The organism is Paenibacillus sp. DMB5, from assembly GCF_001517085.1.
In the GTDB taxonomy this organism is placed as follows: Bacteria; Bacillota; Bacilli; order Paenibacillales; family Paenibacillaceae; genus Paenibacillus_AQ.
Genome location: NZ_LRAC01000010.1, coordinates 20,698 through 32,127 on the forward strand (window position 1 = coordinate 20,698; position 11,430 = coordinate 32,127).

Annotated in this window: 10 protein-coding genes; 3 read left to right on the forward strand and 7 right to left on the reverse strand. The window is 55.5% G+C overall.

Going from position 1 to position 11,430, the window contains the following annotated elements; all coding sequences use genetic code 11:
• Window positions 1–71: 71 nt before the first annotated feature.
• The 5 genes from AWJ19_RS01950 to AWJ19_RS01965 are packed head-to-tail and all read right to left on the reverse strand — an operon-like array spanning window position 72 to window position 4,165.
• Window positions 72–257: a CLC_0170 family protein gene (locus AWJ19_RS01950; protein WP_068721067.1), complete on the reverse strand. Its 186-nt coding sequence runs from the start codon at window positions 255–257 to the stop codon at window positions 72–74.
• 27 nt (window positions 258–284) lie between these two features.
• Window positions 285–1,505: a Ger(x)C family spore germination protein gene (locus AWJ19_RS01955; RefSeq protein ID WP_068721069.1), complete on the reverse strand. Its 1,221-nt coding sequence runs from the start codon at window positions 1,503–1,505 to the stop codon at window positions 285–287.
• Window positions 1,502–1,963 carry a GerAB/ArcD/ProY family transporter gene (locus AWJ19_RS33785; RefSeq protein ID WP_157889920.1) on the reverse strand — a complete coding sequence of 154 codons (462 nt, stop codon included), beginning with the start codon at window positions 1,961–1,963 and terminating at the stop codon, window positions 1,502–1,504. Before AWJ19_RS33785 ends, AWJ19_RS01955 begins: the two co-directional genes overlap by 4 nt.
• Window positions 1,933–2,601, reverse strand: coding sequence for a GerAB/ArcD/ProY family transporter (locus AWJ19_RS33790; RefSeq protein ID WP_157889921.1), 669 nt, complete (start codon window positions 2,599–2,601; stop codon window positions 1,933–1,935). Before AWJ19_RS33790 ends, AWJ19_RS33785 begins: the two co-directional genes overlap by 31 nt.
• Window positions 2,549–4,165: a spore germination protein gene (locus AWJ19_RS01965; RefSeq protein WP_347231079.1), complete on the reverse strand. Its 1,617-nt coding sequence runs from the start codon at window positions 4,163–4,165 to the stop codon at window positions 2,549–2,551. Before AWJ19_RS01965 ends, AWJ19_RS33790 begins: the two co-directional genes overlap by 53 nt.
• Window positions 4,166–4,468: 303 nt before the next feature.
• Here AWJ19_RS01965 and recQ point away from each other — a divergent pair, with 303 nt between their 5' ends.
• Genes recQ through AWJ19_RS01985 form a run of 3 tightly spaced genes read left to right on the forward strand, consistent with a single transcriptional unit; the run spans window position 4,469 to window position 8,917 of the window.
• Window positions 4,469–6,304 (forward strand): DNA helicase RecQ, encoded by a 1,836-nt coding sequence (gene recQ / locus AWJ19_RS01975; protein ID WP_068721075.1) that lies wholly within the window; start codon window positions 4,469–4,471, stop codon window positions 6,302–6,304.
• A gap of 15 nt (window positions 6,305–6,319) precedes the next feature.
• Window positions 6,320–8,257, forward strand: coding sequence for a B12-binding domain-containing radical SAM protein (locus AWJ19_RS01980; protein ID WP_068721077.1), 1,938 nt, complete (start codon window positions 6,320–6,322; stop codon window positions 8,255–8,257).
• Between the two features lie 21 nt (window positions 8,258–8,278).
• Window positions 8,279–8,917 carry a nucleotidyltransferase family protein gene (locus AWJ19_RS01985; RefSeq protein ID WP_241781564.1) on the forward strand — a complete coding sequence of 213 codons (639 nt, stop codon included), beginning with the start codon at window positions 8,279–8,281 and terminating at the stop codon, window positions 8,915–8,917.
• Window positions 8,918–9,226: 309 nt separating this feature from the next.
• Here AWJ19_RS01985 and AWJ19_RS01990 read toward each other — a convergent pair whose 3' ends face one another.
• Together AWJ19_RS01990 and AWJ19_RS01995 are read right to left on the reverse strand one after the other, a co-directional pair.
• Window positions 9,227–10,189, reverse strand: a complete 963-nt coding sequence (locus AWJ19_RS01990) for an alpha/beta hydrolase (protein ID WP_068721079.1) — start codon at window positions 10,187–10,189, stop codon at window positions 9,227–9,229.
• A 237-nt stretch (window positions 10,190–10,426) separates the two neighbouring features.
• Window positions 10,427–11,395 carry a type I phosphomannose isomerase catalytic subunit gene (locus tag AWJ19_RS01995; protein ID WP_068721081.1) on the reverse strand — a complete coding sequence of 323 codons (969 nt, stop codon included), beginning with the start codon at window positions 11,393–11,395 and terminating at the stop codon, window positions 10,427–10,429.
• Window positions 11,396–11,430 lie beyond the last annotated feature (35 nt).

Sequence of the window (11,430 nt, forward strand, 5' to 3'; positions counted from 1 at the left end):
AGAGTACTCCTCAATATACCACGGCTGCTGCAGAAATACTACGGAACCGGCGCAGGGCCGTAGAATAAACGCTACAGATAAATCAGCAGACCGAATAGAATGAACCCGGCTGCTCCTGTACAAGTCCAGCCGAGTACAGCTGCATATCTCGATTCCCTTGCCCAGCCGCTGGTCCGGTAGATATTCCGGTCCACAGACAATAGTACCAGCGCGCAGAACAGCAGCACCATAGCGGTGCAGGCCATCAAGCGGATCATCAGGAGCCCTCCTTTAAAAAGCGAATTTTATCTGCTTTTCAGTCCTACCCTCTGCAGATGCACATGAAGTGAAACGTCCACCTTTATTCCGCCATAGAGCTCTTCCCAGTCCTTTTTTTCGTGGATATGCTGCTTCCAGTAGCCCGGATGCCGGGCGCGGATCAGCTCGCCCATACCGAAAATATCCGAGTGGTCCTTTTGGGTGCGCCCGACAAGATTGCTGACTACTCCCCGGATCTGTGTATTGAATTCCTGCTCAATCGTATGGAGGGCGGCCGAGGAGTTGACCGGCTTTTTACTGTCAAAGTTCTCGTCCAGATCCCCTTCAAAGTATAGCTCGTATTTCATATATGGCTTGCCGTCCCTGATTGAACTGCTGGTCTTGGTGAAACGCCGGTTGATTTTGATAATTACACTTCCATACTCCCTGGTCTTGAACAGGGTGGAGTATCCGCCGGGGTCCATGCCCTTTAATGCCATAAAGGCGCCGATTTCAAGCGGCTTTGTCGTATTGACCACCCGGTTGCCGCTGAAGTAAGCCAGACCTTCAATTAGAATATTCTCTTTGTCGCGGAGAGCGACGAAAGGCAGATAAGCGCTTTGCCCCCATTTGGAGTCCGCTGACCAGAACTGCCCGAGATAATCAGGGGGGAATTTGCCCGCGGCTACCGCTTTTTCCATCATAGAAAGAATGTACAGGGTTGGCACCCGCTGCAAGGGCGGATCGACGTCCATGAAGCGGGAAGCTCTGCCCTCGGAGACGAGCAGCCAGGTTCTGCGCCGGATTTCCGGATTGCGGCGCAGATAGTCATTCAGCTCATCCAGATTGCCGCGGGCGATCGTCTCACTGATCACGATGACCCGCAGATGCACAAGATAACGGGGATCGGCAATCTGCTGCTGCAGATTGTCCATTGCGTCATCCAGCGTGTGGCCCGTTACAGTAACCACCCACACCGGACTGGCCTTGCCACCGTCACTGGAGCTGCCGCCTCCCGGACCGAGGGGGACCCGCCCCGGTACGGCAATCTGCGCTGTAACGCTGATGGCATGCCCTGGAAGCTTCATATTGTCTAGATGGGTTACCTGCTCTTCTGTCGCCATTTCTTCAGGTGTAGCTGCATCAATGGACAGGCCGAGAACGAGTGCACGGTCCTCAATTTCCACCTGGTCCCAGCAGCCTGTCAGCAGCAGAGTGAGGACAGCCAGAGCCGCTACAGCGGAACAAAGCATACGGACGGACTTCATCGGGCTGCACCGCGCTTTCGGGTACGGCGGATCAGGTACATGCTCCAGAGCATGAAAAGATACAGAGACAGAATGATCATGGAGCCGGCCCCCAAGGCAAGGGACCAGGAATAAGTCTCGAATACGTTCGCGGGAAAGGCAGCTATTATAAATGTAAACGGCAGAATAAGCGTGGAGCTCATCCGCTGATCCCGGAAAGCAAACATCTGCTGCAGCAGGCAGGCTGCGAGATAATAGGTGCTGTAGAGGGTGGTGAAGACTGAAATCACCCACAGTACTATAAAAATGGCATCCAGCCGCTCCAGAAATCCTTCGCCTACTACAGCCGAGCGTGCGGATTCCAGGGTCGGATAGATCATCAGCTTCGTTTCTTCCGACCCGAACAGCCCGATGGCGGCAACAACAATCAGCAGGTAGATGAGGCCGGTTACAGCGATGGCGAGAACGCCGGCCCGCACGGCCTGCTTCGGCTTTGCATATAGGGAACCAGCACCACTATGATAAAAGAGGTCTGAAACAGGAAGCTGGCTTCCACCGCACCTCTCCAAAACGCTGCAGAGGGCATCACCAGCACCGGCTGCAGATTGAGCAGATCCATATTGCGCATCGAGATCAGTGTGATAAACAGAATCGGGCCGATAATCAGCGGCAAGTAGAAGAAATGAATATACGTAAACTTAACGATATCCCTTCTGGAGGACAGCTGGCAGATCAGCAGCATTAGAAATACGGTTGCTTCAATAGGTGTCTTTTTAAAAAGCACGGTGGTTGCCACATCCCCGAACTGGCGCGCTGTCAGTCCAGTCAGCAGAATGAAAATCAGCAGAATCAGCACAGTGAATATATAAGAGAGCGGCTTCCCGATCAGACGCCCGCTGAAGACAAACAGGGATTCCCGGGGAAACCGCCGGCATAATGAAGCCAGCAGCCAGAAGCAGGCAATAGAGATGACGATACCGCTAAAAGCTACAAATGGAGCGCTGCTCCCCCCGGCAACAGCCATGTACCGCGGAAAGCTGAGGATGCCCACACCAATAATCGTGCTACCGATTACGGCGGCGGCCCGCAGTGTCGTGATCTGACGGGTAGGGTTCATCCGCTTCACCTCCCTGCTGGAGAATCTGGTCTTCGTACATATCTGGAACAGCTTCCGGAAGCCTTGTGGTGTCCCGGACATGCAAAAAGCTGGGACGGCGGCGCATCCACCACAAAGGGACCCGCACCAGCGCATCCTTCCAGTCACGCCATTTGCCTGGAATAAACGGGGACATATACGGTACGCCGAAGGAATCCAGGAACAGCAGATGGTTGATGATGAGAATGGTGCCTATCATAACCCCGTACAGACCGAACATGCCGGCCAACAGAATCAGCGGAAATCTCAGCATCCGCAGGGCAATCGCTGCATTATAGGCCGGAGTGGCGAACGAGCCTATGGTGGTCAGCGCTACAATGACTACCGTAATCGGGCTGGCGAGCCCGGCGGCTACCGCAGCCTGTCCGATGACAAGCACGCCGACGATGGACAAGGCTCCGCCGATCATCTGCGGCAGGCGGATGGTGGCTTCACGCAGTACCTCCATGGATACCTCCATAATCAGCACCTCCAGTACTGCGGGAAACGGGACGCCTGCCCGGCCTCCGGAGATGGCGACAGCGAAGTCCGTCGGCATCAGCTCCGGGTTGAAGGAGATTACAGAAACGTAGAGGGCCGGGAAAAACAGCGAGCTGGCCAAAGCGATCAGCCGGATGATCCGGATCAGGCTGCCCATGATGAACCGTTCGGTGTAGTCGTCGACCGTCTGGAAAAACTGGTTGAACAGGGCCGGAACAATAAGCGCGAAGGGTGAGCCGTCCACAAGAATGGCCACCCGTCCCTCCAGAAGTGCAGCAACGGTCTTGTCCGGCCGCTCCGTATTCTGTACCTGCGGAAAGGGGGAGAGGGGCTGATCTTCAATGAACTGCTCAATATATCCGGCATCAATAATGCCGTCGGTATCAATAATGGAGATTCTGCGCATCGCTTCAGCCACGAGCTGAGGATCAGCGATGCTGTCCAGGTAGCACAGGGCAACCCGTGACCGGGTGCGGCTTCCGAGCGGACTGATCTCGATCCGCAGATCTGTACTCTGCAGCCGGTAACGCAGCAGAGCGAGATTGTTCTCCAGCTTTTCCACATAACCTTCCCGCGGCCCGCGGATGACCTGCTCAGTCTGCGGCTGGTCTACGCCGCGCATGTCAATCTGCCGCATGTCCAGCAGCAGGGCTTCAGAAACGCCGTCAATCAGCAGAACCAGATTGCCTTTGACAATTGCAGGCGGCAGGCTGCTCAGCTTTTGCTCCGAACTGCCCTGGGTCACCTGCACCGCTATTTTCCAGACATAATGGATGATCCCGTCAAGATTTTCCGGTACACCGGGATGATCATCCGGGCGGGTCATAAGCGGCTTCAGAATGTGCTCTTGAATCTGCTCCTGGTTAACGAGTGACGAGAAGAAGACCATCACAGCCTCATATTGGCCGAACAGCAGGAAGTCACGGGCTACAAGATCGCCGTTAGAACCCAGCAGAGCCTGCAGATACTCCAGATTATCTGTAAGGCTGCGGCCCAGGACGTCTGTTTCAGGAGCCTGCGGGGGGCCGGGCTGCTGTTTTTTAATATAGGAAGCATACTTTTCTTTCCAGCCTTGCAGAGCGTCCGCCTCCTTTAGAATGGCAGTTTAGAAGATCACTATAGAGTTTTGCTTGCTGCAGCCGATTTTATGTAAGCACAGCCAAGAAGGAACTGCAGCCAGACTGTCTGTACAGAAGGTTTTTGTCTGTTCTGCGGTTGCTCATTGGCCGGATGCCCGGTAAACTAAAGAGAGAATGACTCAAACCGATGCTTCCGTAAGAGGAAATTGCACGTGTGAAGCGATACAAGAAGGTCTATTCTCACAAAACTTTTAGGAGTTATGATAGCGATGAAAATGCAAGCACCCACTATGGAACAGGCGCAGGCTGAACTGCAGAAATATTACGGCTATCCGGACTTCCGGGAAGGCCAGAAAAAAATTGTGCAGCACCTGCTCGAAGGCGGCGACACCCTGGGCATTATGCCGACCGGCGGGGGGAAATCGATCTGTTACCAGGTTCCGGCGCTGCTGATGCCGGGGCTGACCCTGGTCATTTCACCGCTGATTTCACTGATGAAGGATCAGGTGGACGCCCTGACTACGGCCGGTATTCCGGCCGCATATATTAACAGCACCCTGAGCGGCAAGGAAGTGAACGAGCGGATCCGCGCCGCACGCCGGGGCGAGCTGAAGCTGCTCTATGTTGCCCCTGAACGGCTGGAGCTGGACTGGTTCCGCCTGGAAATGGCGGGCCTTTCTATTTCCTGCGTGGCTGTGGATGAAGCGCACTGCGTATCCCAATGGGGGCATGACTTCCGCACCAGCTATCTGGCGGTGGCGCCGTTCGTTGAGGAGCTGCCGCAGCGGCCGATTCTGGCCGCTTTTACAGCGACGGCAACGCCGGAGGTTATGGAGGACATGGTCCGGCTGCTGCGCCTGCGCCAGCCGGGCGTGTTCATGACCGGCCTCGGCCGGGATAACCTGGCGATGTCGGTGCTGCGCGGGGAGAACAAGCGCGAGTACGTGCTTGATTACACCGCCAGCCATTCACATCAGCCGGGGATTGTATATGCGGCGACCCGCAAAGAGGTCGATGATCTGTACCAGCGGCTGCAGGCTTCAGGAATCGCCGCCGGACGGTACCATGCCGGGATGAGCGACCAGGAGCGGGCGGACAGCCAGGAAGGGTTCCTATATGACGATATCCGCGTCATGGTGGCGACCAATGCCTTCGGGATGGGGATCGACAAATCCAACGTGCGTTATGTTATCCACTACAATATGCCGAAGAATATGGAGGCTTATGTCCAGGAAGCCGGACGCGCCGGCCGGGACGGGGAGCCGAGTGAGTGTATCCTGCTGTTCAGCGCGCAGGACATTATGACCCAAAAGTTCCTGATTGAGCAGAATCCCCAGGATCCTGAGCGCAAAGCGAACGAATACCGCAAGCTGCAGCAGATGATCGATTACTGCTATACGACCCGTTGCCTGCGCAGTGCCCAGCTTGCCTACTTCGGCGAAGACCACGGGGACAAGCCCTGCGGGATCTGCAGCAACTGCACGGATGAGCGTGAGCTGGCCGATATGACCGTGGATGCGCAGAAGATTTTCTCCTGCATCCACCGGATGCGGGAGCGCTTCGGGGTGGCACTGGTCGCCTCGGTGCTAAAGGGCTCACGCAACCAGAAGGTGCTGCAGTACGGCTTCGAGCAGCTGCCGACCCACGGGGCGATGTCGAGCCGCACGGAGAAGGAAATTACCGAGAGCATCAATGTGCTGATCTCGGAGGGGTATCTGGCCCTGTCGGAGGGCCAGTATCCGGTAGTACGGCTGCAGCCGCAGGCCGCCGAGGTGCTGCGCGGCCAGCGTCAGGTGCAGCAGCGGGTGGCCCGGCCGCTGGTTACCGGCGGAGCCGGCTCCGGGCGGAGCCGCAGCCGGGGCTACGATCATTCACCGTCTGCCGTCAACGAGACGGTGTTCGAGCAGCTGCGCCTGATCCGCCGCGACCTGGCGGGACGCGAGCATGTGCCGTCCTACATTATTTTTAATGATGCCACCCTGCGCGAGATGAGCGTGGTTTGTCCGCAGACCGAAGCGGAGATGCTGAGGGTAAAGGGTGTCGGGGAAGTGAAGTACCGGAAATACGGCAAGCCGTTTCTGGAGTTTTTTCAAAATGAAATGTAAAGAAGGTTATAAGGCATGAGAATCGTCCTGGCCACATTAAACGCCAAATATATCCACACCTCGCTGGCCATCCGCCTGCTAAAGGCATACAGTGAGCATGAATTCCCGGATATTATGCTGGCTGAATATACCATCAAGGATCCTGCGATGAATATCGTGTCCGACTTATTCCAGAAGAAGCCCGACGTGATCGGATTTTCCTGTTATATATGGAACATTGAAGAGACCATTAAGCTGGTCGGTATCCTCAAACAGGTGCTGCCGGAAGTTAAAATTGTCCTGGGAGGGCCGGAGGTATCCTACGAGCCGCTCTACTGGATGAAGCGCGAGCCCGGCGTGGATTTTGTCGTAAACGGGGACGGGGAGGAGACCTTCCATCACCTGCTGCAGGAGCTGCGCGATGAGCGCAAGTTTCACTTTGTCTACGGGGCCGCTTACCGCAAAGGCGAGGAGCTGATCGTCAACCCTCCGCGTCCCAAAAGCGATCTCAACACCCTGCCGACACCGCACCGGTTCGCCGATGATCTGCCGGATCTCAGCAAGCGGATTGTTTATTTTGAGACCAGCCGGGGCTGTCCGTTTAACTGCCAGTTCTGCTTATCAAGTATTGAGGTCGGGGTACGCTATTACGATATTGAGCGGGTGAAGTCGGATCTGCTCTATCTGATCAATAACGGGGCCAAGGTTATCAAGTTCCTGGACCGCACCTTCAACATCAACCGCAGCTATGCGATGGAGATGTTCCAGTTCCTGATCGACAACCATCAGGGCTGTGTGTTCCAGTTCGAGATTACGGCTGACATTATGCGGCCGGAGGTGCTGGATTTTCTGTCCGAAAATGCGCCGCCGGGTATCTTCCGCTTTGAAATCGGCGTACAGTCGACCAACGACGAGACCAATGAGTTGGTCAAGCGCCGCCAGAATTTCACCAAGCTGTCCCGTACCGTGATGAAAATCAAAGCCAGCGGCAACATCGACCAGCATCTGGATCTGATTGCCGGACTGCCGCAGGAGGATTACGCGACCTTCCGCAAGACCTTCAATGATGTGTTCGTGATGGAGCCTGAGGAGCTGCAGCTGGGCTTTCTCAAAATGCTCCGCGGCACCGGCCTGCGCGCCCAGGCTGCCAAATACGAATATACGTACATGGAGCATGCGCCTTATGAGATTCTCAGCTCGCATGTCATGTCCTTTGCCGATATTATCCGGCTGAAGCGGCTGGAGGATGTACTGGAGAAATACTGGAACAGCCATCGGCTGGATCATACCGTTAAGTACCTGATCCGCCATGTTTTTGAGTCGCCGTTTGATTTCTTCCAGGCGTTCGGTGATTACTGGGAGGAGCGGGGCTGGCAGAAGATCGGGCATCAGCTTGAGGATCTGTTTACCCGGCTGCATGCGTTCCTGACCGACAGCGGTACGCCAGGGATGGAGATTATAACAGGGCTGATGAAGCTGGATTACTTCCTGGGCCACAAGTACAAGCCACGCAAAATCTGGTGGGACAACGCGCTGGACAAGCCGGAGTGGGCGCGCCATATGAAGGAAATTGCCGCTCATCCGGAGCGGGTCTCGGCAGCACTGGCGGAAGCAGGATATAGTGAACGTGAGCTGCAAAAGTTCATGGTGCTGGAGGTACTGCCGTTCCGGCTTGAGCCTGTGCTGGATTCGATCAGCGGACTGCGGGCGGATGCAGTGCAGTTAGTTTCACCTGCATTAGCAGGCGAAGCTGCAGATGATACCGGTGCGGCTGCTGTTATGTCACAGCCGGAGGGCTCTGGGATTGCAGCGGCCTTTAATGCAGCGGCCGGGATTGCCGGAAGCGTGGGCAGCAACCCTTCTGCTGCGGTTGCTGAAGCTCCGGCGCACACGGGCGGAAGCACTCTGCTGATCGTGCTGTATCAGCAGGATGAGAGCCAGCGTTCGCAGTATTATACTTTGCCGTTGAGTTAATTTGGAGGGAGAGGTGCAGAGGTGGCTGACGGGGTTCCGGCTTCACAGCAAGTGTACGGGGCGAATCTACAAGAGCAGCAGCACCTTAAACTTCTGACCGGACTGTTCGCGGAGAGCCCGCTGCTGATGGAAGTTTTCCGCAGGGCACAGTTTCTGGAGCCTCTGCCGTATTACGTCGGTGCAGGCTGTCTTGTACAGACCGTGTGGAACCAGCTGACCGGACGCCCGGCAGAGTATGGGATCAGCGATATTGATCTAGTTTATTTTGACCCGGCTGATCTAAGCTTTGAGACGGAGAGTGCTCAGATAGCTGAGGGGCGGAGGCATTTTAACGGGGTTCCTGTTCCGCTGGATATTAAGAATCAGGCCCGCGTCCATCTGTGGTATGAGGACAAATTCGGAATCAGGCTTCAGCCATACTCCAGCCTGGAAGCAGCCATAGACAGCTGGCCGACATCAGTAACCTCACTTGGAGCCAGGCTTGAGCCGTCCGGAGAATGGCGAATCTACGCACCCTTCGGTCTGGAGGATCTATACAGCCTGACTATAAGACCCAATAAGGCGCTGATTAGTGAGGCGGTATATCGCAGCAAGGCAGAGAAATGGCACTCCAAGTGGCCGGAGCTGCAGATTATCCCTTGGGAAGATCCTTCGGGCTGAACAGCCGCCTCAAGTTCTTGGTCACATATTTTCTTATCACAGGCAGAAATCCACAGATTGGTGCCAATCAACCTAAATTAGTGTGTCTGAGTCCGTTAGAGGAATGACTACTGTTTTTTACCTTTAACCTGCTGGCGGAGCAATGTGACTGATAAAAAATTATACGTTACTGGTAGATTAGTGACTGCTGAACGTATAGCAACAGAAGTAATAGTATAACGGGCCTCCCACATAACACAAAAGCCGTCCCTGCCAGCCATTAACTGGCTTCAGGAACGGCTTCTTTGTTTTAAGCAATTTTTAGGGCGTTCAGGTCGCCGCCGGCTGAAGAAGGAGAGACTCTGCCGGAAGGTGGCGCACCAGCCAATCCAGCACATCTGCGGTGACCTCCGCGTGGTTGACCTCGTTCAGCATTTCATGCCGTCCTTCCGGGTACAGGCGGTATTCCACATCACTGAGGCCTTGCTCCTTGTAGAGTTCAGCCAGACGCAGTACACCCTGGCCGTTCATGCCTACCGGGTCTTTGGCGCCGGAGAACAGATAGACCGGCTTATCCTTGCAGAGCTTAAGCAGCGTTTCCTGAGAGTGGATATCACGCAGCAGCCGGAAGAAATCGCGGAAGAAGCGGGTGGTGCAGATGGCCCCGCAGAACGGGTCGGCGATGAAGCGGTCCACTTCCTGGGGATCACTGCTCAGCCAGTCAAAAGCGGTCCGGATCGGCGAAAAGGAGCGGTTGTAGGCTCCAAATACGATACCGTTTAGCAGCACGCTACGGTGGCGTTCACCCTGAAGCCTCAGCTGCAGCGCGGCAAGCGATTCTCCGGCCTTGAGCATGTTGCGGGGGCCGTTGGTGCCGCTGAGAATATAGCCGGCATACACATCGCTGCCTTCCTCGCACATCAGCTTCTGGGCCAGAAAGGAGCCCATGCTGTGGGCCAGCAGGAACACCGGCAGGCCTTCATGCCGGGAGCGGGCGATATTCGCAAGCTGCACCAGATCGCGCCGCATCCAGTAGAAGCCGTTCTCGCCGGTGTCACCGAGCAGATTGACCTTGCCTGCCGTTTTGCCGTGGCCGCGGTGATCATTGGCATAAACGGCGTATCCGGCAGCGGTCAGTGCCGAAGCAAAGCGTGCATAACGGGCAGCCGTCTCGCACATGCCGTGGGCAATCTGCACGATCCCCCTGACCGGGGCCTCCGGCTCAGGCAGCCATACATAGACATGAATATTGACACCTAAAGGGTCGGTCATGGTAAAGCTGTTCTCCCTCATTGCATGGTCCTCCTGAAAGTTTTGTATAAGAAAATCCTTCGCGGAGATAGCGTCTGACAGAACCTGTTCCGCAAGCACAGGCTTAGTGTTGTCAACAATCCTGCTGCGAGATTATGCCATACTAGGCTGCTTCGAAAGCTAAACTATACCATCCTTAGTGCAGGACAGATCCGAAATAGGCACGATGTGTGTTTAACCATTCGTTCTATTTGTAACCTGTTCGCACTGATGCCGATTCTATGGCAAATAAGAGCGGAGTACGGTGGAGTGTCCTTCAATCCCGTATGCGCCAAGTGTGGACGGCAGCAGGTAGCATTCACCTGCGGCATAAGGCTGTGAGCCGCCCTCCCAGGTGAGATGTCCTCTGCCTTCGCAGATGACCAGAATGGTGAAGCTGTCCGGGGTGGTGGCGAGATTCCATTCGCCGTTCACGATCCCTTTTTCCACGATGAAATAAGGGGAGGAGGCGATTTGCAGCCATTCTCCGGCAACAGCGCTGTCTGTCTTCATGGAAGTAGCGCCTGCGCCTTCATAAGCGGTGACATTCAGAGAGTCCTCAATATGAAGCTCACGCGGCTTACCGTCAAGACCCGGGCGGTCGTAATCGTAAATACGGTATGTAGTGTCCGAGTTCTGCTGGATTTCAGCCACAACGACTCCGGCACAGAGGGCGTGTACAGTACCTGCCGGAATATAGAAGGCATCTCCCGCGGCAACGGTGATTTCCTGCATGGTATCCATTACGGTGCCGTTCTCCAGCGCAGCCTGCAGGCTTTCGCGGGTGACATTTTCCTTCAGGCCGTAGATGATTTTGGCCCCGGGTTTGGCGTCGAGCACATACCACATTTCTGTTTTGCCCAGCTCGCCCTTCGGCAATCCCTCGTAATCATCTGTCGGGTGTACCTGTACGGACAGGTTATCGTTGCAGTCCAGCAGCTTGATCAGCAGCGGGAACCGGGTGTCCTCTCCGGTGATGCCCTTGCTGCCGAACCATTCTTTGCCGAATTGTTCGCGGATCTGATCCAGGCCCTGGCCGGCCAGCTCGCCGTTAACTACCGTGGATACGCCATTCGGATGGTCAGCGATCATCCAGCCTTCTCCGATATGGCCTTCAGGCAGGTCGAGACCGAATTTCTCCAGGGCGCGGCCGCCCCACACGCGTTCTTTGAACTCCGGCTGAAACTTGAGTGGATATGCTTTTGTCATTATAGTATCTTCCTCTCCGTTTGGTTTGAACCTGT

Excerpts from the sequence above, each read along its gene's own strand:
- AWJ19_RS01955 (WP_068721069.1), bottom strand. The coding sequence starts at position 1,505 with ATGAAGTCCGTCCGTATGCTTTGTTCCGCTGTAGCGGCTCTGGCTGTC.
- AWJ19_RS33790 (WP_157889921.1), bottom strand. The coding sequence starts at position 2,601 with ATGAACCCTACCCGTCAGATCACGACACTGCGGGCCGCCGCCGTAATC.
- recQ (WP_068721075.1), top strand. The coding sequence starts at position 4,469 with ATGAAAATGCAAGCACCCACTATGGAACAGGCGCAGGCTGAACTGCAG.
- AWJ19_RS01980 (WP_068721077.1), top strand. The coding sequence starts at position 6,320 with ATGAGAATCGTCCTGGCCACATTAAACGCCAAATATATCCACACCTCG.
- AWJ19_RS01950 (WP_068721067.1), bottom strand. The coding sequence starts at position 257 with ATGATCCGCTTGATGGCCTGCACCGCTATGGTGCTGCTGTTCTGCGCG.
- AWJ19_RS01990 (WP_068721079.1), bottom strand. The coding sequence starts at position 10,189 with ATGAGGGAGAACAGCTTTACCATGACCGACCCTTTAGGTGTCAATATT.
- AWJ19_RS01995 (WP_068721081.1), bottom strand. The coding sequence starts at position 11,395 with ATGACAAAAGCATATCCACTCAAGTTTCAGCCGGAGTTCAAAGAACGC.